The following is a 26640-nucleotide window of genomic DNA, read 5'->3' as shown; positions in this document are numbered from 1 at the left end:
CACGGTAGGTGTACGGGCGTGAGGCTGTCGCGGGTTTTTTCGCCCCCGGGTCAGAACGTCGCGCGGATCTCGCCGACCTCCGTGCTCCCGCCCATCAGGGGAGCGTGTCCGATCCTGGACACGACCGGCGCGTCCAGGCCCAGACGGGTCAGCGTGCGGGCCAGGACGGGGCCCAGCGCCCGTACACCGCCGTCGTCGATCTTGAAGGCGAACGCACGGCCGTCGGGCAGGGCCACCGCCTGGACGGCCTCCGCACCCATCTTGGACAGCACCCCGGGCACCTCCCGCATCAGCCACGTGTCGGGCCGCCGCGTACCGGCGACGTACTCGGGATGCGTCCGCATCGCATCGGCCACCCGCCGCTCCGCGGAACCCGGCGCGGCGACGACGAAGGAGCGGAAGGCCCGCGCCAGCCCGGTGAGGGTGAGGGCCATCAACGGCGCCCCGCACCCGTCCGTGCCGACCGCCGCCACCCGCTCCCCCGCCGCCTCCTCGACCACGGTGTGGATGAGCCGCTGAAGGGGGTGTCCGGGGTCGAGGTAGGACTCCAGCGGCCAGCCCCGCTGTACGCACACGGCGAGCATCGCCGCGTGCTTGCCGGAACAGTTCATGGTGACCCGGTCGCGGGCGCCACCGGCGGCGAGATACGTCTCCGCCTCCACCGGGTCCAGCGGCAGATCCGGCGGGCACCGCAACAGCCCGGCGCTCAGGCCGTGCTCGTCCAGCATCTTCCGTACGAGATCGAGGTGGAAGGTCTCCCCGGAGTGGCTCGCGGCGGCGAGGGCCAGCCGTTCACCGGCCAGGTCGAGACCGGCCCGCAGCACCCCGGCCGCCTGCATCGGCTTGTTCGACGAACGCGGGAAGACGGGTGTCTCCACGTCGCCGAGCGCCCATTCGACCGACCCGTCCGCGGCCAGTACCACCAGACTGCCCCGATGGTGCCCCTCGACGAATCCCGAACGGACGACCTCGGCCAGGACGGGAAGATTTCCGGGGGTCGTCCGGACCGGCTGGGGGGCCCGGAGTCCTTGCCGGGCCTCACCGGTCGCGCCCCCCGGAGGGACCGGCGGGACCGAGGAGGCCGAGGATGACGCGGGTATGGACGGGTCTGCGGGTGCGGCGGACATCGGCGGTGGCCTTCCGGGACGGGGACCCGCGCGTGATCGGACCGGGACGCCGCACCGGGGATGTCCCGGATGCCGCCGGCCGAGCGCCGCGACCGCGTGTCCGGGCCGTTCCCGGTGCGGCCGCAGCGACCACCGCACACCCCCGGGATCACCGGGGGCCACCGCGTCACATGAGCAGGTCGTCTACTTGTGCTTCCCCATCACGGTACCTGCGGGCGATCTCGGCGCTGCAATCGTCGGCCGTCCGCTGCAACCGCTGGCGGCGACGGGAGACCTGCTGCTCATAGCGCACGAGCCGCCCCATTCCCTCGACCAGTTCCTCGTCCGTACGGGCCTCCAGGTCCGACAGCTCCACCTCGGAGAGCATGTCGGAGGCGAGCCTGCGGTACTCCTCGCCGTGCGGTGTGCCGACGGTCACATGGCGGGCCGAGGACCGGTACCGGGCCGGCGCGTCCGTCAGGATCTCCGGCAGCCGGTCGACGACCGAGGGTTCCCCGGCCGTGCCACGCCCCACGGCCGGCGAAGCCGGGGACGAGACCGGGGTCGAGGCCGCGGAGGAGTACGTCGAGGACGCGGACGAACCTCCGGATGCCCGCGCTCCCGAGCCCGAGCCCGCGTCCGGGCCCTCGCCCGCGTCCCCGGTGGGCGCCCGCAGCCCGCCGCGCCGCGCCAGTTCCGCCCGCAGGATGTCGATACGTCCCTGGAGCAGCCGTCGCACGTAGCTGAGATCGGCCTCGTCGCGCTGGGCGTCGCGCCGCAGGGTACGCAGGTCGGGCAGCCGCGGCAGGGTCAGATCGAGCCGGGGCGAGTCCGGGGGCAGCGGGCTGTCGGTGCGCTGTGCGGGAGGGCGGTGAACTCCCGCACGACCGCCTCCCGCCCGCGGATTGGTCCGGGTCAACGACACGGCTCCGGGCGGCTGCCCGGTACTCGGTGTGCTCATGTGCCTCTTCCGTCCCCTCAACCGGCGCGGTCCACCCCACGGTTGCACCGCAACACACGCATCGTGCCACCCCAAGTGGCCGCTATGTGACCGAGTGCCCCTGATCGGACCTAGATGGGGGGTTAAGGACAAGAAAAGAAACCCCAAAGGGCGCCACAGGGACCTCCGGAACGTCCGGAGGACTTCGCCGGGACCCTCCGAAGCGGTCCTCGCCGTACACGGCATGATGGTCACCATGCGTGCGGTGGTGCAGAGGGTGGACGGCGCGAGCGTCGTCGTGGACGGCGAGACGGTCGGGGCGATCGACGGCGAGGGCCTGTGCGTGCTCGTCGGCGTCACGCACGACGACACCAAGGAGAAGGCGGCCCAACTGGCCCGCAAACTCTGGTCGATCCGCATGCTGGGCGACGAGAAGTCGTGCAGCGACATCGACGCGCCGCTGCTCGTGATCAGCCAGTTCACGCTGTACGGCGACGCCCGTAAGGGCCGCCGCCCCACCTGGAACGCGGCCGCCCCCGGCGATGTCGCCGAGCCCCTCGTCGACGAGGTCGTCGCCCGGCTCCGCGCACTGGGCGCGACGGTGGCGACGGGCCGTTTCGGCGCCCGGATGCGTGTCTCCCTGACGAACGACGGCCCGTTCACCGTCGTCATCGACATGTGACGGCCGCGGCGGGTGACGGCCGCGCGCGGGTGACGGCTGCCGCCAGGCGGCGGCCGTGGGCGGCGCACGCCATGGGCGGGCGGCGGCCGTGAGCGGGGGCCGCCATGGGCGGGCGGCGGCCGTGAGCGGGGGCCGCTACGGCTCGACGACGACTTCCTGCGCCGCGGCCGTGGTGTCCGCGAGCAGCGGCGCGTCGAGCGGTACGTTCCGCTTCACCAGGGCCAGTGCGATCGGGCCGAGCTCGTGGTGCCGTACGGCGGTGGTGATGAACCCGATCTTCCGGCCGTCGGGGCCGTCGCCCGCCAGGCGGAGTTCGGCGCCGCGCGGCGGAAGGTGCACCTCGCTGCCGTCGAGGTGCAGGAAGACCAGCCGGCGCGGGGGCTTGCCCAGGTTCTGCACCCGGGCCACCGTCTCCTGGCCCCGGTAGCAGCCCTTCTGCAGATGCACGGCGCTGCCGATCCAGCCCAGCTCGTGCGGGATGGTGCGGTGGTCGGTCTCGAAGCCGAGCCGCGGGCGGTGGTGTTCGACGCGCAGCGCCTCGTGGGCGAGCAGCCCGGCGGCCGGACCGGCCTTGCCCGCGTACGACTCCAGGTCCGTGCGCGGAAGGAGGAGGTCACGCCCGTACGGGGTCTCACGGACGACGACGCCCTCGGGGACCTCGGCGATCGAACCGGCCGGCAGGTACACGACCGCGAAGTCGCCCGTGCGGTCGGTGACTTCGACGCGGTAGAAGAACTTCATGGACTCCAGGTACGCGATCAGCGCGTCCTGGGTGCCGGGCTCCACGTGGGCCCAGGTCGTCGTGCCGTCGTCCACGAGGTAGAGCGCGTGCTCGATGTGGCCGTGCGCGGAGAGGATCAGCGCCTCGGTGGCACGGCCGGCCGGGAGGTCCGTGACGTGCTGGGTGAGCAGCAGGTGCAGCCAGCTCAGCCGGTCCTCGCCCGTGACGGCGACGACGCCGCGGTGCGAGAGGTCCACGAAGCCGGTGCCGTCGGCGAGGGCGCGCTGTTCACGGAACAGGTCGCCGTAGTGGGCGGCGACGTCTTCGTCGACGCCCTCGGCGGGGACCGCGCCGGGCAGGGCCAGGAGAGGGCTCTTCATATCCACACAGCCTACGACCTGCCAGCCGCCGAATTTATTTCTCATTTCCCGGAAGGCCTGCTTCTCGGCCCCTGCTTCTCGGCCCCTGGTTCTCAGCCGCTGGTTCTCGGCTCCTGGCTCTCGGCCCTACTTCTTGGCCGCGCAGTCCTCGCAGCGGCCGAAGATCGCGAAGTGCTTCATGTCCGTCTCGAAGCCGAAGGTGTCACGGAGCTTCGCGGTGAACTCCGCGGCGACCGAGATGTCGGCCTCGATGACGTTCGTGCAGTCCCGGCACACCAGGTGGATGTGGTGGTGGCGGTCGGCCAGGTGGTACGTCGGCGCGCCGTGCCCGAGGTGCGCGTGGCTGACCAGGTCCAGCTCCTCGAGCAGCTCCAGCGTTCTGTAGACCGTCGAGATGTTCACGCCGGAAGCCGTTTTGCGCACTTCGACCAGGATGTCGTCCGGGGTCGCGTGTTCCAGTGTGTCCACGGCTTCGAGCACAAGCTGCCGCTGCGGAGTCAGCCGGTAACCGCGCTGCCGCAGATCGCTCTTCCAGTCGGTGCCTACCACACGGCCCAGTCTAGGCCGCCAGGATCTCCCTGACGCGCGTCACGACGTTCTCCAGGCTGAAGGGCTTGGGGAGGAGGACCACCGGGACCTCGCGGCCGGCGTCACGCAGGATGCGGGCGACGTCCGCGCCGTCGAAGTCCGGGAGGCGTACGTCGAGCACGACGAGGTCGGGGGTCTCGGCGTACGCGGTGTTCAGCGCGGCGACGCCGGTGCCGACCGCGGTGACGGCGAAGCCCGCCAGCCGGAAGGTCTCGGTGAGCAGCTCACGCACGTCCTGCTCGTCGTCGACGACGAGCACCCGGGCGGGAGCGGGCACGGCCGCGGGTACGGGTACGGGTACGGGTGGGTTCGGGGGCACTTCGGGACGGAAAGTGGGACCGGTCACCCTCGTAGAGTTACCGGCCCCACATCAGAGAAGCGTGAACTTTCCCTGTACATCGCTTGAGAGACGCGACCGACGACGCGATCCGCGCCGGGTCTACTTGAAGAACGCGATCCCGTCGTCCGGCATGTCGTCCGGCAGGGCCTTGGCCCAGCGCTCGACGTCCTCCGGGGTGACGACCTTCTTCAGGTGCGCGGACATGTAGGGGCGCAGCTCGACCTCGGGGGTCTGCTTCTCGCCGACCCACATGAGGTCGCTCTTCACATAGCCGTACAGGCGCTTGCCGCCGGTGTACGGACCGGACGCGGCCGTTCGCGCCACCGCGTCCGTGACCAGGTCGATCTGCGGCTTCTTGTCGGCCAGGTCGCCGTACCAGATCTCGACGACACCGTCGTCGCGGGTCATGACGGCCTCGACCTTGCGCTGCGCGTCGATGCGCCAGAAGCCGGACTCGGACTCCAGCGGCCGCACCTTGTTCCCGTCGGCGTCGAGCACCCAGGTGTGCGAGTGGTACTCCAGGAAGTCCCGCCCGTCGTGGCTGAAGGTGAGCTCCTGCCCGAAGTTGCACTTCTCGGAGCCGGGGAAGTCGTGGACACCCGCGCCGGCCCAGTTGCCGATCAGGAAGGCAAGGGGGAGCAGGTCCTTGTGGAGGTCGGACGGGATCTCGATCATGATCAGCTTTTCGTCGTCGACGTCAGAGGCGGGGTCAGCGCTGGCCCTGGTACAGCTTCTTCACGGTCAGCCCGGCGAAGGCCAGAACGCCGACGCAGACCAGAACCAGCAGGGCTTCGAAGAATGCCTCAAGCACGGGGTGCTCCTCGGGGTGACGCGGTGGTGGGCGGTGACAGGCGGTACGAGAACCGGACCCCACTCTAGTCGTGCGGGGCCCGGCTCTCTCTGCGAGGTACACCCTGGCGGCTCAGCCCAGCAGCTGGCTCTGCAGGGTCACCGTCTGCTGGAAGGGCACGGCCTTCGCGGCGCCCTTGCGGGACTGCACGATCACGGCGAGGGTGTCCCCGGCCGCGAGGTACGCCTCGCGGACCTGCTCGGCGCCGTACGGCTTGGTCTCGACGAACGCGTGACGGGTCACGTCGTCGACCGTGGCGTGGGTGGAGAACTGCTCGTCCGCCTTCGTCAGCCCGGCTCCGCGCATCTCGTGGCTCGGCATGTCGTAGTTGGTCAGCCCAGGCGAGTTCATCTCGTCCGCGACGGCGGCGGTGCCGAACTGCAACAGGTAGATCCGCGTGTGCGTACCGTCCGGCGTCGTCCACCCGCGTGCCGCGATGTGCCGCAGGCCGTGGTCGGTCAACTGCTGCCCGAGGTTCTCCCGGTCGACCTGTGTGCCGTACTCCGCCAGGAACGTCTTCGTCGCGAGCCAGCCGTCCGCACCGCGCAACGCCGGGTCGGCGTGTGCGCCGTTCGGGGCGGGCAGTACGAGCCTGCGCAGGTCGGCGTAGTGGGTGCCGCCCCTGTTCGACTCGGCGAACGCGCGCGGGCTGCCCGAGGGCAGCGGCGGCATGCTGATCGTCGGATAGTCCCAGCGCCCGTCCGACTCCGTCGCCAGACCGGGTACGTCGGTACGGTCCATCCCCGTGATGCCGTACGCGGCGGATGTACCGACCGCCGCGAAGACCACGGCGGCGGCGGTCCAGCGGAGCACGGCCCGCAGCACCCGGCGGTCCTTGCGCGGGGCCGGGGAAGTCCGGGGTTCATCACCCGTGGACGGCGACTCGGAACCGGCGACCGCGGGCACGGATGCCTCCGCCGGGTCGGCGGTCGCGGCGGGCGCCCCGGGCACGGCGGCCGTGGGCGGCGCCTCGGGTTCCGCGGCCGGCGGCGGCGTCGCGGGCACGGCGGCCGTCGGCGGGACCTCGGGCGCGGGTGCCGGCGCGGTCCGCTCCTCGGCGGGTGTCGCCGCCCCGGCCTCGGTGGAGTGCGTCGGCTCGGTCATACCGCCTCCCCCGGCTCGGCGATGCGGTCGAGCTGCTCGCGCAGCAGCATCGCGACGCCCTTGGTGTCCAGCGGCTTGACCGCGGAGGCGGTCACGCTGACCAGCACGTCACCCTGGTAGGCGGAGCAGACCATCATGTCGAGCTTCTCGTCCTTGTCCTTGGGCGGCAGGAAGCACTTGGCGTTCTTGTGATCCTTGATCGCGGGCCCCTTGCGGAAGATCTTGAGGGCGCCGAAGAACTCGTTCTGGAACGTCGAGATGCTCTTCACCGCCGCCTTGTCCTCGATCTGGGCCAGCTCGACGCTCACGGTGAAAGCGCCGTGGGCGTACAGCGTGGAGTCGAACCCGCTGGAGGTGCTGAGGTAGCTGCGCATCGCGATGCCCTTGGTGTGCTGCTTGTCGATCTGCCTCTCCAGGCTCCGCCGCTGGGAACGCGGCAGATCGCGCAGCGCCTCCTTGCGCAGAGCGGTGGCCTCGGCCCCGCTCAGTGAGGCGTCGGAGCCGAACTCGCCGATGTCCGGTCCCCGGCTCCAGCCTTCGGTGCCGTACGGCACGAGCATCGCGGCGAGTCCCGAGGAGGCCTTCGCCTTCTTGGCCTCGTCGGGAGCGGGGACCGGGAAGGTCCACGACGGCGCGCCGGGGTCCCGGTCGGCGTCCTGGACGGTCACCACGGTGTAGCCGGCGCCGCCGACGACAGCCGCGACGAGCAGGACGGAACCGGCGACGGCGGCGATACGGCCACGGCGTACGGGCTTCTTGGCCGGAGCGGGCTCGGGCAGGATCGCCCCGGACCCGTCGGCGGACCCGGGCGCCGCCGTTCCGGGCGCGGCAAGGGACTCGGCCACCGCCTGCTCGGGCACCGGGGAGGACACAGGCGCCGTCACCTCGGACACGGAGGACGACTCCGTCGCCGTCACCTCGGGCGTCGCGGCCGGCTCGGGCGTCGCGGCCGTGGGGACGGCGCCCGCGTCCAGCGGATTCGCCGGTTGCTCGTTCACAGCCGCTCCATCTGCCGTCTGGCCAGATCCATGATCGTCTTCTTCGGGATCGGCTTGCTGTCGTAGATCCAGATCTCCATGGCGATGTCGCCGCGCGAGGCGTGGGCCTCCGCTCGGTACACCGGCAGGTATCCCGCCTCGGTCTCCGGCTTCGCGGCGACGTAGACCATGCCCTCGCCCGTGCCGGGAAGGGACCAGCCGCGAAGGCCGCCCACCTTCCAGTTGCCGGCCCATTCCTCGGCGGCGGGTTTCTCCTCCTGGCGGAACTGCACGAGCCTGATCTCCACGTCGTACGTGTCGCCCACCTGCCACGTGGTGTCGGCCGCGCGGCGGAACTCGTTGCCGACGAGCGCGCCGAACTGGTCGTCCGAGTCGCTGAGCTGGTGCGCGTAGTCGGCGAGGTCCAGCCAGCCGTCGTGGCCCGGTGCGAAGTCCGACTCCTTGGTCCCCTTCGGCCGGTTCAGCAGCAGCTTGCGGAGGTCGCCGTCGGTCTTCACCTGGCGGTCCTGTGCGGCCGAGAGGGGTTCGGGACCCGCTCCCCGCGCCTGGGCGACCACCGGCTGCGAGAGCGACGGCAGCTCGGTGGGCTCACGGTCGGCCTGGACGAGGAAGCCGGCGCAGGTACCGGCGACCAGCCCCAGCACGGCGGCCGTGGCGATCAACAGGGTCGTACGCCCGCGACGACGCCGACGCACGACGGGTACGCCGGTCGCGTCAGGCACGTCAGACACGTCGGGCGCGTCAGATACGCCGGTCACGTCAGCCGCGTCGGGTGCCTGTTCGGCCGCCCTTTCGGGCGCTTGCTCGGACATCTCCCCGGGCGTCAGCCCGGTCTTCTCTTCGAGCGGCTGTGGTGCCTGAGGTCCTTGCCCAGACGCCTCGGCCGCTTCGGATGTTTCGGGTACTGCCTCGACTTCCAACCCGTCCCCCCACAGAACGCGAAGCACGGATTCCGTATCCGCGCGCACAGGAGACCCATGGCTGGGCCACGGGGTTGCATGGGTCTTGATCACGATTCGGACTCCGCCGACTACCATGCAGCCATGGCGAAGAAGCTCCTGATCAAGGTGACGGCCGGGTCCGACGCCCCGGAACGCTGCTCACAGGCGTTCACGGTGGCGGCGGTGGCCGTGGCCAGCGGCGTCGACGTCTCCCTCTGGCTGACCGGGGAGTCCGCGTGGTTCGCCCTGCCGGGCCGGGCCGCCGAGTTCGAGCTTCCCCACGCGGCCCCGCTGCCCGGTCTGATCGACTCGATCCTCGCGGCGGGCCGCATCACGCTGTGCACCCAGTGCGCGGCCCGCCGGGACATCACGGAGAAGGACGTGCTGGAGGGCGTGCGCATCGCGGGCGCCCAGGTCTTCGTCCAGGAGGCCGTCGCGGACGACACGCAGGCGCTCGTCTACTGAGCGGCCGCCCCCGGCCGGACGTGCGCGGAGGGGCTCGGGGCCGCGGCCGCTACGGCCGCCGCTTCTTCCCGTCCAGCTCGTCCCACCACTCGTCGGACTTGGGGTCCCCCGACGGGTCGTCCCACCAGCGGTCCTCGGGACCGCGCCGGTTGGCCACCATCGCGGCGAGCGGCGGGATCACCATCGCCACCACGCACATCCCCACGGCCGCGGGAATCGACCAGATCCGCACGACTCCCCAGGCCAGGACGAAGAGACCGATGCACGTCCCCATCATGGCGAAGTACACGTGCCGCCGTCGTGCGTACATACGTCCAGAGTAGGTCCACGGAAGCGGTCCGGCGCGGGACCGTACGGGACCGCCCGCGGACGTGCCGAAGGGCCGCGTCCCCGGGCGTTCGACCCGGGGACGCGGCCCTTCGGCCGTTCAAGGTGCTGCGGGTGCCGTCAGACGGCGATGGCGACCTCGGCGAGGCCGCCCGTCCGGGCGACGACCGTGCGGTCCGCGGTGCCGCCGGGGACCAGGGCGCGTACGGTCCAGGTGCCCTCGGCCGCGTAGAAACGGAACTGGCCCGTCGCGGAGGTGGGGACCTCCGCGGTGAACTCGCCGGTCGAGTCCAGCAGACGCACGTAACCGGTGACGGGCTCGCCGTCGCGGGTCACCTGGCCCTGGATGGTGGTCTCACCAGGCTTGATCGTCGACGCGTCGGGGCCGCCGGCCTTCGCTCCACACATATTCGATTCCGTCCTTCAGGCCTTGGAGGTTACTTGTTGGCGCCGAGCTCGATCGGGACGCCGACCAGGGAGCCGTACTCGGTCCAGGAACCGTCGTAGTTCTTGACGTTCTCCACGCCGAGCAGCTCGTGCAGCACGAACCAGGTGAGCGCGGAACGCTCACCGATGCGGCAGTACGCGATCGTGTCCTTGGCGAGGTCGACCTGCTCGTCGGCGTAGAGCTCCTTGAGCTCGTCGTCCGACTTGAAGGTGCCGTCGTCGTTGGCGTTCTTCGACCAGGGGATGTTGCGCGCGCTCGGGACGTGGCCCGGACGCTGCGACTGCTCCTGCGGAAGGTGCGCCGGGGCGAGCAGCTTGCCGCTGAACTCGTCGGGCGAACGGACGTCGACCAGGTTCTGCGAGCCGATCGCGGCGACCACGTCGTCACGGAAGGCGCGGATCGCCGTGTTCTGGGCCTTGGCCTTGTAGTCGGTCGCGGCGCGCTCGGGCACCTCGGCGACGAGGTCGCGGGAGTCGAGCTCCCACTTCTTGCGGCCGCCGTCGAGGAGCTTCACGCTCTCGTGGCCGTAGAGCTTGAAGTACCAGTAGGCGTAGGACGCGAACCAGTTGTTGTTGCCGCCGTAGAGGACGACCAGCGTGTCGTTGCCGATGCCCTTCGACGACAGGAGCTTCTCGAAGCCCTCCTGGTCGATGAAGTCACGGCGGACCGGGTCCTGGAGGTCCTTGGTCCAGTCGATCCGGATCGCGTTCCTGATGTGGTTCTTCTCGTACGCGGACGTGTCCTCGTCGACCTCGACGAGGGCCACGCTCGGGTCGTCCAGGTGGGCCTGGACCCAGTCGGCGTCTACCAGGACGTCGCTGCGGCTCATGCTCTTTCTCCTCCGGGGCAGTTGCGGCGGGGCGGTGCGTTAGAGAGAGGGTGCGCGGTCGTGCCCGGCTCGGCCGGGCGGCGCGCACGGGGGTCCCTGGCACAGAAGGGCCGGGGCAGGGCGGATGGGCGAACGCCCCCGCTAGAAGGTGCGACAGAGCATGGCGGCGACGCGGCACAGGTCTACTGCCCGCCGCTTCGTGAGGTCCGCCTGTCGCTTCATGCGTCCGATCGTAGGGACGGACAGCCGGACATGTCACCGCCGTGTCGCATCATGAGATGGGATCGTCCGGGATGTGGGATGAGATGACCATCAAAACCACTTCGGTCCGGTCGCCGGGCCCCGGCGACCGGTGGCGCGTCCCCCGCGCATCTGCCGTGCGGACGGGCTTGTCTCGCCTTTCGGACAGCCGCGCCTCGCCGCCGGCTGTCCCGCGCGACCGCCGTCTCCGGCCGTCACTTCCGGACGCCGTCTCCGGCCGTCACTTCCGGATGCAACTCCCGCCCACTGCGCGCGGCGCGGGCGCCGCGCGTCCCTGCCGCAGCCGGAACCGCGGTCCCGGGGGGAGCCGTCAATCCTCTTACCCGACGAGCTTGACGTCCGAACCCTTCACCGAGATGTCCACGCCGTCCGAAGCCGCCTCGACCTTGTCGAGCTTGATGCCGCCCGGCAGCCCGTCGATCTTCTGCTCGAAGTCGGTGACCGTGCGGATCCGGCCCTCGGCGAGGTCCACGCCCAGCTTGGGCAGTCCCTCGGCGTGCACCTTGACGGTGTTGCCCCCGACCACGGCGACGGAGCTGAGCACCGAGACCGGCTGGGGCAGCTTGGTGCCGAGGACGGTGGCCGTGATCTCGACCTTGATCTTGCCGTTCCCGCCGTCGGAGAGCCCGATGACCTGCGCGGTGACGCCGGGGGCGACATCCGTGGGCTGGGACCTGGCGGCCTTGAGCAGTTCGGCGTAGGAGACGGTCGCGGAGCCGGAGGCGCTGTCCGCGGTGGCGGAGCTGTAGCCGCCGTTGAAGCTGACGCCGTGCATCTCGGCGTTCAGGGTGTCGATGCGGATGGTGCCCGCGCCCCCCGCGGTGCCCTTGGTGCCCTCCGCCGACGCCTCGTAGTCCTTGATGCCGATCTTCACGTCGTCGAGTTCGCCGCCGGCCACCTGGGTGAGGAAGGGGAAGCCCTCGATGGACACGTCGGGGGTGGTGGCGAGGCCCTCGCTGCTCTTGATCCGGTCCGCCGCCTTGTTCTCCGCGAAACCGACCGCCACGCGGTCCGCGATCACGAACAGCCCGCCCAGGATGATGGTGACGACCAGAATTATTCGCAGTGCGCGCATGCTCGGGATTCCCTCACCTAGACCGGGTCCGGGCGGCCGACATGGCCGTCCAGCGTGAACCTAACCCCCAAGGACCCCGTGACGGGGCCCTCCGGAGCGGTTGTCGATCATCTGTGACGAACGGCGAAGGGGTCCCGATTCGCCGGCGGGACCCGGACACCGCCCGGGCGCCGCCCGGAGGATGCCCGGACGTCGCCCGCCGCGGTGGCACGGGCCGCCGCGGCAGCGGCACCGGCTGTCCAACTAGCCCAGCGCCCTGCCCAGCAGATAGACCGCCGGAGCGGCAGCCGCCAGCGGGAGAGCCACACCGGCCGTGAAGTGCACAAAACGCGACGGGTAGTCGTAACTGGCGACCCGGTGGCCGATCAGCGCGCACACACCGGCGCCGAGACCGAGGAAGGCGCCCCGGCCGCCCAGGTCCGTCATGCCGCCGACCACGAATCCCGCGCCGGTGGCGGCCAGCAGGGCCACCACCACGGAGACGGCGGTGGGCAGCGGCAGCGCGCGGACCAGGATCGCCACCGCGACCGCGGCGGCGCCCACCGTGACGGCGTCCGGCTCGGCCGCGAGGTGGCCTGCCGCGATGACCGACAGCGCCGCCGAGACGACGGTCGCCATCAGGCCGTACATCCGGGTGTCCGGGTCGGCGTGGCTGCGCAGTTGCAGGACGAGGGTGAGCAGGACCCACACGCCGAGGGTGCCGAGGATCGCGGCGGGCGCGTTCTCCCGGCCGGCCGCGAGCAGCACCACGTCGGCGGTGACCGCGCCCAGGAACGCCAGCGCGATGCCCTGCCGGGCCGGCCACATCCCGTTCAGCCGGAACCAGCCCGCCGCGGTGACGGCCTGCAGCAGCACCAGCGGGACGACGAGGGCGTACTCCCCGATGGCCGCCGTGCCGGCGAGCAGCAGCGCGAGCGCCGCGGTGAGCGCGGCCGGCTGGATGCCGGGCTCGATGACGGGCGAGCGGCCCTCGGCGCGGGCGCGCTGGGCGTCGGTGACGCGGGCGTTGCCGGTGACGGTCGCGGGTCCGTAGCCGGACGCGGCCTCGGCGCCCGGGGCGACGCCGGCCGCCGGGGCGGCGGACCCCGCCATGGGCGCGGACGACGCCTCGGGGTGCTGTTGGGGCCTGGCGTGGTCCCAGCCCTGCGCTGCGGGTTCCTGGGGCACCGGCCGGGCCGCGGCACCGTACCCGTACGCCTGCGCGTGCGGGGTGCCCTGCGCGTACCCGTTGCCCTGCGGACGTCCGGAGACCTGCGCGTGCCCGGAGCCCTGGTGACCGGAGTTCTGCGGATGCCCGGAGCCCTGCGGTTCCGCGTAGCCCTGGGATGCCTGCTGGTGGCCCTGCGGCGCCTGCCGGCCCTCGGACGTCCGGGGCGGCACGTACGCGGCGTCGGCGGCCGGCGTCGTGGGCTGCACCTGGGTCTCCCAGGTCTGGCCCTCCCACTGCTGGGTGTGCTGCTGCCAGTCGGCCTGCTGCTGAGGCTGCTGAGGCTGCTGATACGGGTCGTGCCCCTCGTGCGGGGGCTCGAACCGGGGCTCGTACGGCTGGTTGCTCATCGTGTCGCTCACCCTCCTGCGAACGGCGGGAGCACCTCGACCGTGCCGCCCTCGGCCAGCGGTACCGTCTCATGCCCGCGGGTACCCACGGGGTCGCCGTCGATGAGGAACGAGCAGCGCCGCAGGACGCCGACGAGTTCGCCGGGGTGCCGCGCACGGGCCCCGTCGAGCGCCTCGGCGAGCGTGCCCGCGTCGTACGGCTCCTCGGCGACACCTGCCGCGGCCTTGGCGGCGGCCCAGTAACGCACCGTGCCCTTTGCCATGTCGTTCCTCAATCGGTGGACCGCGGATCCAGTGGACCGGCGGATCGGTCGGTACGTGCCTTCAGTGAATACGTGAATACGTGCGTCAATGGATACGTGCGTCAGTGGATACACGCGTCGGTGGATCCTGCGGACACGGTCAGGCTAGCCCGCGGCCGAAGCCGCCCACGCACCGATGCGGGCCAACAGTTCGTCGCGGGCCGCGTGCTCGGCGTGGCCCATCCCGTGTTCCACCCAGAGTTCGGCGTGGCCGCCGGAGGCCTCGGCGAGCATCCGCGGGTGGTCCAGGGGGAAGTAGCCGTCCTGGTCGCCGTGGACGATCAGCAGCGGAGTGGGCGCGATGAGCGGGACCGACTCGACGGGCGAGGCCGGTACCGGGTCCCAGTCGCGGGAGTGGATGCGCGTCCGCAGTCCGTAACGGCCGACCACCCGTCCCGCCGGTCGGGTGACCAGCCAGTGCAGACGCCGCATGGGAGCCGTACCGCGGTAGTACCAGCGGGCCGGCGCACTCACCGAAACCACGGCGTCCGTACGCGCCTCCGTGCGCCCCTCGTGCCCCCCATGCTCCGCGTGCTCCCCCCGCTCCCCTCGCTCGTCGGTTGCTTCCCCGTGCATCGCCGCGTGCCGGAGCACCACCGACCCGCCCATCGAGAATCCGACGGTGGCCACCCGCGTGTGCCCCAGTTCACGGGCCCATCCCACGGCGGCGTCCAGATCGTGGACCTCGCGGTCACCGACGGTGGAACGCCCGCCGGAACCACCGTGGCCTCGGAAGGAGAACGTGACCACCGCCGCGTCCCGCCCGAGGACACCGACCACCCGGCGCACGTGCGGGCGGTCGAGGCCGCCCGTGAAACCGTGCGCCACGACGATCGCCAGGCTCCCGGTCACGTCATCGGCAGCCCCCCGCGCGGGGTCGTACGCCGCGTCGATCGTCACCCCGTCGACAGTGCGCAGAAACCTCCGCAAAGGGGCGCGCGAGGCCGTCTCAAGGGATGGACGAAGGGAAGATCCCGTCACTTGACCTGCCGGACCTGAGCTCATGTGGGCTATTCTGCTGGGCAGAGGACTCGGGCAGTGAAGCCCCCGGGTCCTTTTGTGCTTTCTGAAGCGTTGTATACGAAACGGGAAACCGCCGGTGTACGAAGCCCACGGAGGCACGGCGACTCCCTCGGACCGGGAGCCGCGCCGCAGGGGAAGAAAAGCAAGGAAGCAGTGCCGCAAACTCCCCCACCGCCCCGAGGGCGTGGGAGGTACCCCCATACAGGGACCGAGGAGGAACCAGACGTTATGGGCGAGCGAACCGTGCACAAACGTAGGACGACCCAGGCATGGGGGTCCCCCCTGCTCGAGCGAGGCCGGGAGTCCGGGGGAGGGACGCGATGAGTTCTCTGCTGCTCCTGACCAATGCCCTTCAGCCGTCGACGGAGGTGCTGCCCGCTCTCGGTCTGCTCCTGCACAACGTGCGAGTGGCTCCGGCGGAGGGCCCCGCCCTCGTCGACACTCCTGGCGCCGACGTCATCCTGATCGACGGCCGCCGTGATCTCCCGCAGGTGCGCAGCCTGTGCCAGCTGCTGCGCTCGACTGGACCCGGCTGTCCCCTCGTCCTCGTCGTGACGGAGGGCGGTCTCGCGGCTGTCACCGCCGACTGGGGCATCGACGACGTTCTCCTCGACACCGCCGGTCCGGCCGAGGTCGAGGCCCGGCTGCGGCTCGCCATGGGCCGGCAGCAGATCGTCAACGACGACTCCCCCATGGAGATCCGCAACGGCGACCTCTCCGTGGACGAGGCGACGTACAGCGCCAAGCTCAAGGGCCGGGTCCTCGACCTGACCTTCAAGGAGTTCGAGCTCCTCAAGTACCTCGCGCAGCACCCGGGCCGGGTCTTCACCCGCGCACAGCTGCTCCAGGAGGTCTGGGGCTACGACTACTTCGGCGGCACGCGGACGGTCGACGTCCACGTACGACGGCTGCGCGCCAAGCTCGGCCCCGAGCACGAGTCGCTGATCGGAACCGTCCGGAACGTCGGTTATCGATTCGTTACGCCGGAGAAGGTGGAGCGGGCCGCGGACGAGGCGAAGGCCAAGGCCGCACAGCCAAAGGCGGCGGATGCGGACGAGACGGCGCACCTCGGCGCCGCGCACGCGGTCGAGGCCAAAACCGAGGTCCGGTAAGCCTCCGTACGCCCTGCCCAGAGGCGGGTCCATCCGCGTAGACTCCGCGCGTGGCCAAGGTGACGAGGGACGATGTGGCGCGACTGGCGGGTACTTCCACCGCCGTCGTCAGCTATGTCATCAACAACGGACCGAGGCCGGTTGCCCCGGCCACGCGCGAGCGCGTTCTCGCCGCGATCAAGGAGCTGGGGTACCGGCCCGACCGGGTCGCCCAGGCCATGGCGTCGCGGCGGACCGAGCTCATAGGCCTGATCGTGCCGGACGCGCGCCAGCCCTTCTTCGGCGAGATGGCGCACGCCGTCGAGCAGGCCGCGGCCGAGCGCGGGAAAATGGTCCTGGTCGGCAACTCCGACTACATCGCCGAGCGCGAGGTCCACTACCTGCGCGCCTTCCTCGGCATGCGGGTCTCCGGCCTGATCCTCGTCAGCCACGCGCTCAATGACAACGCTGCCGCGGAGATCGAGGCCTGGGACGCCCGCGTCGTGCTGCTGCACGAACGGCCCGAGGCGATCGACGACGTGGCGGTGGTCACCGACGACATCGGCGGCGCCCAGCTCGCCACCCGCCACCTGCTCGAACACGGCTACGACTACGTGGCCTGCCTCGGCGGCATCGCGGAGACCCCCGTCGTCGGCGACCCGGTCTCCGACCACGTCGAGGGCTGGCGGCGCGCCATGCAGGAGGCCGGCATCCCCACCGAGGGCCGGCTCTTCGAGGCCCCCTACAACCGCTACGACGCGTACCAGGTGGGCCTGCAGATCCTCGCCGGACCGCACCGGCCGCCCGCCATCTTCTGCTCCACCGACGACCAGGCGATCGGCGTGCTGCGCGCCGCCCGTGAGCTGCGCATCGACGTGCCGGGGGAGCTGGCCGTGGCCGGCTTCGACGACGTCAAGGAAGCCGCGCTGACGGATCCGCCGCTGACGACGATCGCGTCCGACCGTTCGGCGATGGCCCGGGCGGCGGTGGATCTCGTACTGGACGACGGGCTGCGGGTCGCGGGATCGCGGCGCGAGCGGCTGAAGGTGTTTCCGTCCCGGCTGGTGCTGCGGCGGTCCTGCGGCTGCGTGTGAGCCCACGGGCCCGGCTGCGGCCGGCCCCCGCCAGGGGCGCCGCGCCCGTTGGACCCCCGCCCCCGCCCGAAGGGCCGTCCCCGGACGCCGGACGGGCTGAGGGTGCGCGCCCTCGCTGAAAGGCCGACGCCCGGGGCAGGTGTTTTCGGGCCGTCCAGGTGTTCTCAGCCCGTCCGGCGCTTGAGGACGAGTCCCTTGAGGCGGCCCCGGGAACCGGCCCCGCCACGGGCCGACGAGTACGGGCCTACGAGTACGGGCCGAAACGGCACGTCGGCCCCGCGGATAGCGGGGCCGACGTGTCTGTCCTGCCGACCTATCGACTAGAACAGCAGGTTGTACTGGTTGAAGCCGGTGCCGAGGCTCTTGCGCGAACCGAAGAGGTCGCTGGAGGCCTTGTTGGTGCCGGGGTAGAGCCAGAGCGTGCCGCCCGAGTCGCGGGTGATGACATCGGCGATGCCGTCGCCCGTGACGTCGCCGTTGGAGACGTACGAGGTGAAGTTCCAGCCCGTACGGGCCTGGATCCGCGCCGACCACGGGGTGTGCTCGACCTGCGTGCCCCGGTAGAGGTACAGGGTGCCGGAGCTGTTGCGGACCAGCAGGTCGGCGCGGCCGTCGCCGGACAGGTCGCCGTGACCGAAGATCTTGACGTTCTTCCAGGCCTTGTCGACGACCTTGACGCGGCCGTAGAACTCGCCGTTGCCCTTGCCCGGGTAGAGGTAGACCGAGCCGTCGGCGTCCACCGCGACCAGGTCGGGGCGGGCGTCACCCGTCATGTCACCGGGGATGGCGTACGACTTGTAGCCGCCCCACACCGAGGTGATCTGCATCCACTCGAACTCGTCCGTGCTGTGGTTCAGGTAGCTGCGGTAGAGCTTGCCGTCGGTCTTGTCACGCTCGATCAGGTCCTGGAAGAAGTCCCGGTCCAGGTCGGCCTGCAGGACCCAGCTGGCGTACTGCCAGTTGGCACCCTGGTAGGCGCGCGTGGCCAGCGAGGTGCCCTTGCTGTCCTGCTCGAACAGGCCCCCGGAGGGGGTGCGCTCCAGCAGGTCGGCCTTGCCGTCGAAGCTCAGGTCCGCGTCGTCGATGCGCGGCTGCGCGGCCCAGGTGTACGAGGACACCTTGGTGAAGACGGGGTAGGCGCCCTTCGCGGTGCAGCCCGCGACACCCCACGAGACGATGCCGACGACCTTGCCGCCGACGATCACCGGACCGCCGGAGTCACCGTTGCAGGGGCTCTTGGTGCCCTCGTCGGTGCCGGTGGCCGGGGTGCCCGCGCAGAACATCGAGCCCTCGACGAAGTAGTCCCCGCCGAGGACCGTCCGCATCGCACTGTTGCAGGTGGAGTCGGCGACCAGCGGCAGGTCGACCTTGCGCAGCGTGGCCGACAGGTCGGCACCGTCGGCGCCCGAGGTCAGGCCCCAGCCGTAGACGGTGGCGGAGTTGCCCGCCTTGTAGGAGGCGCTGTCGCCGGCGGCCACCAGCCGCTGCCACTGCTGCTCCAGCGGACGGTCCAGGGTGAGGACCGCGATGTCGTTCTGCACGGTGTCGCTGTTGTAGTGCGGGTGGTTCCACTGGCGGTAGACGCCCGCGACCGTGCCGGACGTGTCGTCCAGCAGACCGGTGGCACCGGCCACCACCGCGCCGTTCTTGACCCAGTTCAGGCCGGAGACGCAGTGGGCGGCCGTCAGCACCTTGTTCGGGGCGACGAGGGTGCCGCCGCAGAAGTAGCCGGTGCCGGCCGCGCTGTCGTAGTAGGAGAGCTGGACCATCCACGGCGCGGAGGAGATGGTCGTCGGGGTGCCGCCGATGATGAACGGCGTCTTCTTGGGGCTCGTCGCGGGGGTCGCCTGGTCCTTGACGGCCTCGGCGACCCGGTGGCGCAGCTCCTTGTCGGAGACGGTCGGCTTCGCGGGCTGCGCCTGGCCGACGTCCGGCAGCGACGGTCCGTCCGCCGCCTGGGCGGGCTGCGCCGCGAAGGCGCCGGCGCAGGTCAGCGCCAGCGCGAGAGCGGCCGTGGGCAACGCCGTGACGGGGCGTCTCCAGCGGTCGCGCAGAGCACGTATCACTCAGGGCTCCTGGGATGGGTGCGGGTGGGTCATGACGTGAGTGGCCCGAGAAGGGCATACGACGCACCGACCCGACCGACGACAGCGGTCACGGCCATGGCCGACCAACCGCCTGCGTCGATTCAGGCACCACCGCGGAGCCCCCCTCCGGCGCGGTGATCGTAGGCCCCACCCGCCCCAGAACACATGTACTACACAGCAGGTATTCGAATATTCGTCCGACGCATTCCATGGCATCACCCCGGCGCAACCTGTTGTTTCCCCGGCACGTGCGGAGTCCCGGCGCCTTTATATCGGGCATACGAGGTTCTGTCGGGCTTCTCAGCGGGGACTCAGGGAGCTCTCATGATCGCGCGGGAGTCTCATGTCATGACCGAGAGCTTCCGCCGCAGCGGCGAGTATCCCCAGGGCGACGACCACCAGTCCCCGTACCTCCAGCAGCAGCCTGTCTCCGCCCCCTCTCCGGTGAACCCCGAGTGGCCGGCCCCGCCGGCGTACGCACCGGTCCCGCCGGTCGCCGCCGAACCGGGCACCACCGTGTGGCCGGGCTCCGGTCAGGAGGGCGGCGGCGCGGCCGGCGGTCACCATGGCGGCGGCGCCCACCCGGGACACCCCGGGCCGCCGGCCGGTTCCACCGCGGTGTTCTCCGCGGTCCCCGTGCCGCCCGGGCCCGCGCGGAAGAAGCCCGCGAGGGGTTCGCTGGCCCTGGTCGCCGCGGTCGCGATCGTCGCCGCCGCCATCGGGGGTGGCACCGCGTACGGCATCCAGGAGCTGACCGGCAAGGACACCGCGTCCAGCAGCAGCACCAGCACCACCGTGGTGCCCACCGCCAAGAGGGGTACCGTCGCCGGGGTCGCCCAGGCGGTCAGCCCCAGCATCGTCGAGGTCAGCGCGACCTCGAACGCCGGCTCGTCCACCGGTTCGGGCGTGATCATCACGTCCGGCGGCGAGATCGTCACCAACAACCACGTCGTCTCGGGTGCCTCCGCGATCAAGGTGCAGCTGCACGACGGCAAGTCCTACACCGCGAAGGTCGTCGGCACCGACAGCAAGAAGGACCTCGCGCTCATCGAGCTGGCCGCCGCGCCCTCCGGTCTGAAGGTCGCCACGCTCGGCAACTCCGACGGCGTCCAGGTCGGCGACGACGTCGTCGCGATCGGCTCCCCCGAGGGGCTGACCGGCACCGTCACCAGCGGCATCGTCTCGGCCCTCGACCGGGACGTGACCGTCTCCACCGACGAGAGCCAGGGCCGGCAGCAACAGCAGGGCGGCGGCGATCAGTGGCCGTTCTCCTTCGGCGGCCGCCAGTTCAACGGCGACACCGGCTCCTCGACCACCACGTACAAGGCGATCCAGACCGACGCGTCCCTGAACCCCGGCAACTCCGGCGGCGCGCTGATCGACATGAACGGCAACATCGTCGGCATCAACTCCGCGATGTACTCGGCGGCTTCGGACTCCTCGTCCAGCTCGTCGGCGGCGGGCAGCGTGGGCCTCGGCTTCGCCATCCCGATCAACACCGTCAAGGCCGACCTGGCGAACCTGCGGGCCGGCGGCTCCGACAACTGACGTCAGCCGACACCGGCCGACGACGGAACAGCAACAGGACGGCACACCCAGGAGGTCGACATGATCAGGAAGCGGATCTCTCGGATTTCCCCGGTCGCGCACTCCCGCGAGGGCCGCGATCCGGCCGGGCTCGACCTGGCCCTCGCCGTGGCACGCGAACTGCACCTGCCGGTGCCGCGGGCGCCCGAGGTGGCGCTCCCGCCGGCCGCCGTCCCGCAGCTGATGGGCCTGCGCACCCCCGCCACCCGTCCGCACCGCCGCAAGGTCCCGCTGAGCAGGCTCAGCGCACTGCCGGGCTGAACCCTTCACGGCGGTACGGGCCGCTCCCTCCACGTCTGAGCCTTTTCCCACCGGCTGAGACGGTTCTTCCCCCGCTGATCCTTTCCGCCCCCGCCCGGAAACGTGCGACGCTGAAGGCCGTCAGACCCTCCACCCCACCGCACCCGAGGACTCCCGCCCATGAGCCCCGCCGAAGGCGACCGTGAACCCCAGCGCATCCTGATCGTCGACGACGAGCCCGCGGTGCGCGAAGCACTCCAGCGCAGCCTCGCCTTCGAGGGGTACGACACCGAGGTCGCGGTCGACGGCGCGGACGCGCTGGAGAAGGCGACCGCCTACCAGCCCGAGCTGGTCGTCCTGGACATCCAGATGCCCCGCATGGACGGGCTGACGGCCGCCCGCCGGATGCGCGGAGCCGGCACGACGACCCCCATCCTCATGCTGACGGCCCGCGACACGGTCGGGGACCGGGTGACCGGCCTCGACGCGGGCGCCGACGACTACCTGGTCAAGCCCTTCGAACTGGACGAGCTGTTCGCCCGGGTCCGGGCCCTGCTGCGGCGCAGTTCGTACGCGGCGACGGCGGGTGCCGCCCCCGACGAGGACGCGCTCACCTTCGGCGACCTGCGGATGGACCTCGCGACGCGCGAGGTCACCCGGTCGGGCCGGGCCGTGGAGCTGACCCGCACCGAGTTCACCCTCCTGGAGATGTTCCTCGCGCACCCGCGCCAGGTCCTCACCCGCGAGCAGATCCTGAAGGCCGTCTGGGGCTTCGACTTCGAGCCGTCCTCCAACTCCCTCGACGTGTACGTCATGTACCTGCGCCGCAAGACCGAGGCGGGTGGTGAGCCGCGGCTCGTGCACACGGTGCGAGGGGTCGGCTACGTGCTCCGCTCGGGCGGCGCGGAGTGATCAGACGGTTCCGCTCCCTGCCGATCCGTTCCCGGCTGGCGCTGCTGGTGGCGGCGGCGGTGGCGTTCGGGGTGGCGGCGGTCTCGGTGACCTGCTGGTTCATCGTGCGGGGGAAGCTGTACGACGAGATCGACAAGTACCTCCAGGACCAGAGGCAGCCCCAGCAGTACGCCCTGGTCCAGGTCGTCCTCAACGACTGCAGCAAGGAACCGGGCAGCGACAACAGCGGCATGCACGGACGCTTCGACGACTACGCCCAGGTGATCAACTCGGGCGGAACCGTCTGCGTCTACGATTTCTCGGCGGGCTCGGTGCGGGTCACCGACGGCGACAAGGCCGTGGCCAAACACCCACGCCCGCAGTTCAACCAGACCACCCCGCGCAACGGGACCGACAGCAAGGGCAACGACGTACGGGTCCTGACGATGCCGCTCATCGTGAGGAACTTTCCCGGCGAACCCCCCGGCACCACGGTGTTGTACAGCGACCGCGCCTATGTCGTGGCCGTTCCCCTCAAGAGCACCCAGTCCACCCTGAACGACCTGGCCCTCGTCCTGCTCCTGGTCTCCGGGATCGGTGTGGTCGGCGCCGGCGCGGCGGGTCTGGCGGTCGCCCGCGCGGGCCTGCGTCCCGTGGACAAGCTCACCGAGGCCGTGGAGCACGTGGCCCGCACCGAGGACCTCTCCCTCCGCATCCCGGTCGAGGAGGACAACGAGGACGAGGTCGCCCGCCTCACCCGCTCCTTCAACTCGATGACGTCCGCGCTGGCCAACTCCCGCGAGCTGCAGCAGCAGCTCATCGCGGACGCCGGCCACGAACTCCGTACGCCCCTGACCTCCCTCCGTACGAACATAGAGCTCCTCACCCGCAGCGAGGAGACGGGCCGCCCGATCCCCCCGGCCGACCGCAAGGCACTCCTCGCCTCCGTCAAGGCCCAGATGACCGAACTGGCCTCGCTCATCGGCGATCTGCAGGAACTGTCGCGTTCGGACGCCGGCCAGCAGGCGAACACCGTGGTGACGGTCCCGCTCCAGGACACGGTCGAGGCGGCCCTGCGCCGCGCGCGGCTGCGCGGACCCGAGCTGACGATCACGGCGGACCTCCAGCCCTGGTACGTCCGGGCGGAGCCCACCGCGCTGGAGCGCGCCGTCGTCAACATCCTCGACAACGCGGTGAAGTTCAGCCCGGACGGCGAGGCCGTCGACGTCGTCCTCAAGGACGGCGAGCTGTCCGTGCGCGACCACGGTCCCGGCATCCCGGTCGACGACCTCCCGCACGTCTTCGACCGCTTCTGGCGTTCCCCGTCCGCCCGCGCCCTCCCCGGCTCGGGTCTGGGCCTGTCGATAGTGGCGCGCACGGTGCAGCAGGCGGGCGGCGAGGTGTCCCTGCGACCCGCCGAGGGCGGCGGCACCGTGGTGACGGTACGGCTGCCGGGTGCGCCGACACCGCCGCCGGAAACGTTCCCCGACCAGGCCGGGTAGCGGTCGGGGAACGACCGCGGCAGACCGTTCACGGTGCCGTGCGCCTGCCGCGGCAGGCTGGTCACGATCCTGTTCACGGCCGCGGCAGGCTGGTCACCGACCCGGTCACGGCCCTGCGTCCCGGCCCGGACCGCGGCGTCACCGGCTCCGGCTCGGCGAGAGCCCGCCCGGCTCCCCGTAGGGCACGGGCCGGCCCGTGAAGGCGTCCAGGAGGACGCGGTCGCCGAGCCGCCCGGCCAGTCGCACCGTCACCTCCTGGCGCCGCGTCTCGCCGGTGCAGGAGCCTTCCCGCGTCCCGGTGACGAAGGCGGACAGCACGACGCTGCCCCCGGTCTCCAGCACGTGCACGACGGGCCCATCGTCACAGGCCCCGTGCCCGGCCGCCACGGTGACCGACCGGCCGTCGCCGGAGACCTCGACCAGCCCGGCGAGGCCCTCCAGTTCACTCGCCGGCACCCCCCGCGCCGGTCCGATCGGGGGCCCGGGGAGGGTCGAGGGGGCGACGGCGGCCCGCCTGAGCGGAGTGTCGTACCCCTCCAGGGTGAACAGCCAGGCCGGGACCGTCGCCGGACCGCGGCTGGTGGCCACCGTCATCCGGCCCGGCCGCGCCCCGGTCACGGTCAGCCGGGGACCGTCATTGCCCCCGCGGGCCACGGACTCGTACGCCTCGCGCGCCTGTGCCAGCGGCAGGGTGAGCGGGGCTCCGCTCTTCCACCTCACCTCGCCCGGCTTCCGCCCGGCAGCGGGAAGCGTGCCGCGCAGGACGAAGTTCTGCGTCGTGAAGGCGCGGGTGTCGGCGCCCGCGCGGAAGCCGCCCTCGGGCGGCTGCACCGCGTCCCCCATCGGGTGGTAGCCGGCGCGCCATGTCCGTGCCGCCCCGGATCCGTCCCAGGCCTCGGCGACCTGGCGGGCACGGGCTTGCCGACGCGATTCCGCGCCGTGGCCACCGGCCTCGGCGCCTCCGCATCCCGCGACGGCGCCGGCCGCGGCGCTGAGGAAGGCGAGCGTGAGAGGCAGTCGGACGGTGCGCGTGGTCTTCGTACGCATGGGGTCCCCCCAGGGACTGACGTCGGCGAACGGAGCTCGTGCGGTACGGCCCGAAGGCCGCGCCACACCTGTGACGCCGGGTTCCCGGGCCGCGTTCGATCCGTTCGTCCCGTGGCCGCGCACGATGTCGCATCGTCACCTCCCCCGCCGGAAGCGGACGCGGGCGCGGACACCGCCCGGACGGCGCGGCGGCGCCGAGCGGGACGAGGGTGAGCGCCACGAGGGTGAGCGCCACGACGCCGAGTGTCATGACGGTGAGTGTCACGACGGCGTGGCCGCAGGTCAGGCCGTACGTACGGCCTGACCTGCGGCCTGACACACGTACGGCGGTCCTCAGGCGCTCCGCGTCACCAGGGAGCCGGCCTGCGGCGTGGCCAGCCGCGCGTACGGGCCGCCCCTCGCCAGCAGTTCGTCGTGGGTCCCCGCCTCCAGCAGCCGGCCGCCGTCCACGACCAGGATCCGGTCCGCGTCGGGCGCCAGCGACAGATCGTGCGTGATCATGATGGTGGTGCGGCCCGCCATCAGCCGCCGCAGCGGCCGCACCACCCGGCGGGCGGCGATCGAGTCGAGCCCGGCGGTCGGCTCGTCGAGGACCAGGACGGGCGCGGCGCGCAGCATGGCGCGGGCGATGGCGACGCGCTGGAGCTGGCCGCCGGAGAGAGTGGCCGTGCCGGGGGCGATCCGCGTGTCGTACCCGTCGGGCAGCGCGCTGACGAAGTCGTGCGCGGCGGCGTCCCGGGCCGCCCGCTCGATGTCCGCCCAGGACGCTCCGGGCCGGCCGCACTCGATGTTCTCCCGGATCGTGCCGCGCAGGATCAGGGTCTCCTGGGGCAGCAGCGCGACGTTCTCCCGCAGGAACTCCAGGGACATGTCGGGCAGCGGGACGCCGTCCAGGCGGATCACGCCGGCCGTGGGGTCGTAGAAGCGGGTGAGGAGCCTGGAGAGCGTGGACTTCCCGGCGCCGCTCGGACCGGTGACGATGACGAGTTCGCCGGGTTCCGCCGTGAACGTCACGTCGCGCAGGGAGTCGCGCTCGGCGCCCGGGTAGCGGAACGACGTGCCGTGGAAGTGGATCCGGCCGCGCACGGGCCAGTGGGGGACGGGCTTGGCGGGTTCGGTGACGGCGGGTTCGGTGTCCAGGATCTCCTGGATGCGTTCCGCGCCCGCGGTCGCGGCGGTGAGGGTGAGGCCGAGCCCGCCCAGACCGCGGATCGGCGGGTACAGGTATCCGAGGAACGCGGCGAAGGCCAGCAACTGCCCCAGTGACATGCGCTCCTGGGAGATCTCCCAGGCGCCGAGGCCGATCACCACGAGCACGCACAGCGTCTCGACGACCTCGACGACCTGCTCGTACATCTCGCTCGCCCGTGCCCCGCTCACCGATGCCCGCATCCAGGCGCGCGCCTCGCGGTCGAGCCGCCGCTCCTCGGCGCGCCGGCGGTTGTAGGCCTGGGTCAGCACCATGTTGCCGAGCGATTCCTCGACGACCGAGGTGATCGCGCCGTCGGCGGTCCGCTCGTCCTTGGACGCCTGCCTGATCCGGCCGGAGAAGCGGCGGGCGGCGACGAGGAAGAGCGGGGCGAGGACGAAGGTGACCAGGGCGAGGTCCCAGCGCAGCCAGAGCGCGGCGGCGGCGTAGAAGACGGCCGAGAAGGCGGCGGAGACCGTGCCGACGACACCGGAGACGACCATCTGCTCGACGGCCTCGACATCGCCGGTGAGGCGTTCGACCAGGTCGCCCCGGCGGTGCTTCTGGAAGAAGTCGGGGGGCAGCTCCTGGACGTGCCGGAAGACGCCCGCGCGCAGTCGCAGGACGAATCTCTCGGCGGTCCACACGGCGAGGGAGTTGCCGAGACAGCCGACGAGCGCGCCGATCACGGCCACGCCCAGCCAGGCTCCGGCCGGTCCCCAGAACGCGGCGAGCGAACCCGACCCGAGCGCGTGGTCGGTGAGCCGCGCGAAGAGCAGGATCGCGGCGGTCTCGGCGAGCGCGGCCACGACCACGCAGCCGACGATCAGCGCCGACCACCGGCGGTCGCCGCGGGTCAGCGGCCAGAAGCGCGCGAACACCGCCCGTACTTCCCGCATATCGACTCACTTTCCCTTTCTGGTCGTCGAATGGGCCGGGCACGGCCGAGGCGGGGCCACCGGAAAGGAATTCCGG

Annotated in this window: 28 protein-coding genes; 8 read left to right on the top strand and 20 right to left on the bottom strand. The window is 71.6% G+C overall.

Features of this window, described 5'->3' with window-relative positions; all coding sequences use genetic code 11:
- Positions 1-50 precede the first annotated feature (50 nt).
- Positions 51-1127, bottom strand: a complete 1077-nt coding sequence (locus tag GFH48_RS21770; RefSeq protein WP_153289853.1) for an asparaginase — start codon at positions 1125-1127, stop codon at positions 51-53.
- Positions 1128-1293: 166 nt separating this feature from the next.
- Positions 1294-2067 carry an RsiG family protein gene (locus GFH48_RS21765; RefSeq protein ID WP_153289852.1) on the bottom strand — a complete coding sequence of 258 codons (774 nt, stop codon included), beginning with the start codon at positions 2065-2067 and terminating at the stop codon, positions 1294-1296.
- Positions 2068-2302: 235 nt separating this feature from the next.
- Between GFH48_RS21765 and dtd the strand changes: the two genes are divergently transcribed.
- Positions 2303-2728 (top strand): D-aminoacyl-tRNA deacylase, encoded by a 426-nt coding sequence (dtd, locus tag GFH48_RS21760; RefSeq protein WP_153289851.1) that lies wholly within the window; start codon positions 2303-2305, stop codon positions 2726-2728.
- Positions 2729-2863: 135 nt separating this feature from the next.
- On the opposite strand, the gene ygfZ is transcribed toward dtd, so the two are convergent.
- The 7 genes from ygfZ to GFH48_RS21720 form a co-directional block, all read right to left on the bottom strand.
- Positions 2864-3829, bottom strand: a complete 966-nt coding sequence (gene ygfZ / locus GFH48_RS21755; RefSeq protein WP_153289850.1) for a CAF17-like 4Fe-4S cluster assembly/insertion protein YgfZ — start codon at positions 3827-3829, stop codon at positions 2864-2866.
- A 126-nt stretch (positions 3830-3955) separates the two neighbouring features.
- Positions 3956-4378 (bottom strand): Fur family transcriptional regulator, encoded by a 423-nt coding sequence (locus GFH48_RS21750; RefSeq protein WP_153289849.1) that lies wholly within the window; start codon positions 4376-4378, stop codon positions 3956-3958.
- Positions 4379-4388: 10 nt separating this feature from the next.
- Positions 4389-4763: a response regulator transcription factor gene (locus GFH48_RS21745; protein WP_153289848.1), complete on the bottom strand. Its 375-nt coding sequence runs from the start codon at positions 4761-4763 to the stop codon at positions 4389-4391.
- Positions 4764-4856: 93 nt separating this feature from the next.
- On the bottom strand, positions 4857-5432 hold the full coding sequence (locus GFH48_RS21740) for an FABP family protein (RefSeq protein WP_153289847.1): 576 nt from the start codon (positions 5430-5432) through the stop codon (positions 4857-4859).
- 247 nt (positions 5433-5679) lie between these two features.
- Positions 5680-6711, bottom strand: coding sequence for a hypothetical protein (locus tag GFH48_RS21730; protein ID WP_228120806.1), 1032 nt, complete (start codon positions 6709-6711; stop codon positions 5680-5682).
- The gene (locus GFH48_RS21725; RefSeq protein WP_228120801.1) at positions 6708-7709 is read right to left on the bottom strand and encodes a hypothetical protein; all 1002 of its coding nucleotides are present in this window, start codon (positions 7707-7709) and stop codon (positions 6708-6710) included. Before GFH48_RS21725 ends, GFH48_RS21730 begins: the two co-directional genes overlap by 4 nt.
- Positions 7706-8431, bottom strand: a complete 726-nt coding sequence (locus GFH48_RS21720; RefSeq protein ID WP_228120786.1) for a hypothetical protein — start codon at positions 8429-8431, stop codon at positions 7706-7708. Before GFH48_RS21720 ends, GFH48_RS21725 begins: the two co-directional genes overlap by 4 nt.
- Before the next feature lie 321 nt (positions 8432-8752).
- On the opposite strand from GFH48_RS21720, the gene GFH48_RS21715 reads away from it, so the two are divergent.
- Positions 8753-9115 (top strand): DsrE family protein, encoded by a 363-nt coding sequence (locus GFH48_RS21715; RefSeq protein WP_153289845.1) that lies wholly within the window; start codon positions 8753-8755, stop codon positions 9113-9115.
- Positions 9116-9164: 49 nt separating this feature from the next.
- Here the strand turns inward: GFH48_RS21715 and GFH48_RS21710 are convergent, their stop codons facing one another.
- The 8 genes from GFH48_RS21710 to GFH48_RS21680 form a co-directional block, all read right to left on the bottom strand.
- Complete coding sequence (locus GFH48_RS21710; protein ID WP_153289844.1) at positions 9165-9425, bottom strand: DUF3099 domain-containing protein; 261 nt, start codon at positions 9423-9425, stop codon at positions 9165-9167.
- Between the two features lie 137 nt (positions 9426-9562).
- Entirely contained in the window at positions 9563-9850 is a 288-nt protein-coding gene (locus tag GFH48_RS21705; RefSeq protein ID WP_018527919.1) for a DUF1416 domain-containing protein, read from the bottom strand.
- 29 nt (positions 9851-9879) lie between these two features.
- Positions 9880-10719, bottom strand: coding sequence for a sulfurtransferase (locus GFH48_RS21700; protein ID WP_153289843.1), 840 nt, complete (start codon positions 10717-10719; stop codon positions 9880-9882).
- A 141-nt stretch (positions 10720-10860) separates the two neighbouring features.
- A complete protein-coding gene (locus GFH48_RS40140; protein WP_350310325.1) occupies positions 10861-10941 on the bottom strand; it encodes a putative leader peptide in 81 nt (26 codons plus the stop codon).
- A gap of 358 nt (positions 10942-11299) precedes the next feature.
- On the bottom strand, positions 11300-12055 hold the full coding sequence (locus tag GFH48_RS21695; RefSeq protein WP_153289842.1) for an LmeA family phospholipid-binding protein: 756 nt from the start codon (positions 12053-12055) through the stop codon (positions 11300-11302).
- Positions 12056-12298: 243 nt separating this feature from the next.
- Positions 12299-13612: a hypothetical protein gene (locus tag GFH48_RS21690; protein WP_153289841.1), complete on the bottom strand. Its 1314-nt coding sequence runs from the start codon at positions 13610-13612 to the stop codon at positions 12299-12301.
- Positions 13613-13620: 8 nt separating this feature from the next.
- On the bottom strand, positions 13621-13875 hold the full coding sequence (locus GFH48_RS21685) for a MoaD/ThiS family protein (RefSeq protein ID WP_153289840.1): 255 nt from the start codon (positions 13873-13875) through the stop codon (positions 13621-13623).
- Positions 13876-14019: 144 nt separating this feature from the next.
- The gene (locus GFH48_RS21680; RefSeq protein ID WP_153289839.1) at positions 14020-14919 is read right to left on the bottom strand and encodes an alpha/beta hydrolase family protein; all 900 of its coding nucleotides are present in this window, start codon (positions 14917-14919) and stop codon (positions 14020-14022) included.
- A 338-nt stretch (positions 14920-15257) separates the two neighbouring features.
- Between GFH48_RS21680 and GFH48_RS21675 the strand changes: the two genes are divergently transcribed.
- Both GFH48_RS21675 and GFH48_RS21670 read left to right on the top strand, forming a co-directional pair.
- Entirely contained in the window at positions 15258-16049 is a 792-nt protein-coding gene (locus tag GFH48_RS21675) for a response regulator transcription factor (protein ID WP_153289838.1), read from the top strand.
- A 50-nt stretch (positions 16050-16099) separates the two neighbouring features.
- The gene (locus GFH48_RS21670) at positions 16100-17122 is read left to right on the top strand and encodes a LacI family DNA-binding transcriptional regulator (RefSeq protein WP_153289837.1); all 1023 of its coding nucleotides are present in this window, start codon (positions 16100-16102) and stop codon (positions 17120-17122) included.
- Between the two features lie 320 nt (positions 17123-17442).
- Here GFH48_RS21670 and GFH48_RS21665 read toward each other — a convergent pair whose 3' ends face one another.
- Positions 17443-19188 carry a trypsin-like serine protease gene (locus tag GFH48_RS21665; protein WP_153289836.1) on the bottom strand — a complete coding sequence of 582 codons (1746 nt, stop codon included), beginning with the start codon at positions 19186-19188 and terminating at the stop codon, positions 17443-17445.
- Positions 19189-19557: 369 nt separating this feature from the next.
- Here GFH48_RS21665 and GFH48_RS21660 point away from each other — a divergent pair, with 369 nt between their 5' ends.
- From GFH48_RS21660 to GFH48_RS21645, 4 genes are all read left to right on the top strand, one after another.
- Positions 19558-20757 carry a S1C family serine protease gene (locus tag GFH48_RS21660; RefSeq protein ID WP_153289835.1) on the top strand — a complete coding sequence of 400 codons (1200 nt, stop codon included), beginning with the start codon at positions 19558-19560 and terminating at the stop codon, positions 20755-20757.
- 60 nt (positions 20758-20817) lie between these two features.
- Positions 20818-21057: a hypothetical protein gene (locus GFH48_RS21655; RefSeq protein ID WP_153289834.1), complete on the top strand. Its 240-nt coding sequence runs from the start codon at positions 20818-20820 to the stop codon at positions 21055-21057.
- Between the two features lie 159 nt (positions 21058-21216).
- Positions 21217-21948 (top strand): response regulator transcription factor, encoded by a 732-nt coding sequence (locus GFH48_RS21650; protein WP_153289833.1) that lies wholly within the window; start codon positions 21217-21219, stop codon positions 21946-21948.
- On the top strand, positions 21945-23429 hold the full coding sequence (locus GFH48_RS21645) for a sensor histidine kinase (RefSeq protein WP_153289832.1): 1485 nt from the start codon (positions 21945-21947) through the stop codon (positions 23427-23429). Before GFH48_RS21650 ends, GFH48_RS21645 begins: the two co-directional genes overlap by 4 nt.
- Positions 23430-23567: 138 nt before the next feature.
- Here GFH48_RS21645 and GFH48_RS21640 read toward each other — a convergent pair whose 3' ends face one another.
- Positions 23568-24476, bottom strand: a complete 909-nt coding sequence (locus GFH48_RS21640) for a hypothetical protein (RefSeq protein ID WP_153289831.1) — start codon at positions 24474-24476, stop codon at positions 23568-23570.
- 333 nt (positions 24477-24809) lie between these two features.
- Positions 24810-26564 (bottom strand): ABC transporter ATP-binding protein, encoded by a 1755-nt coding sequence (locus GFH48_RS21635; protein ID WP_153289830.1) that lies wholly within the window; start codon positions 26562-26564, stop codon positions 24810-24812.
- Between the last annotated feature and the right edge of the window lie 76 nt (positions 26565-26640).

The sequence above is a fragment of the Streptomyces fagopyri genome, from assembly GCF_009498275.1.
Classification (GTDB): domain Bacteria; phylum Actinomycetota; class Actinomycetes; order Streptomycetales; family Streptomycetaceae; genus Streptomyces; species Streptomyces fagopyri.
Note: the sequence above shows the minus strand (reverse complement) of the source record. Positions and strands in the feature narration are given on the sequence as shown.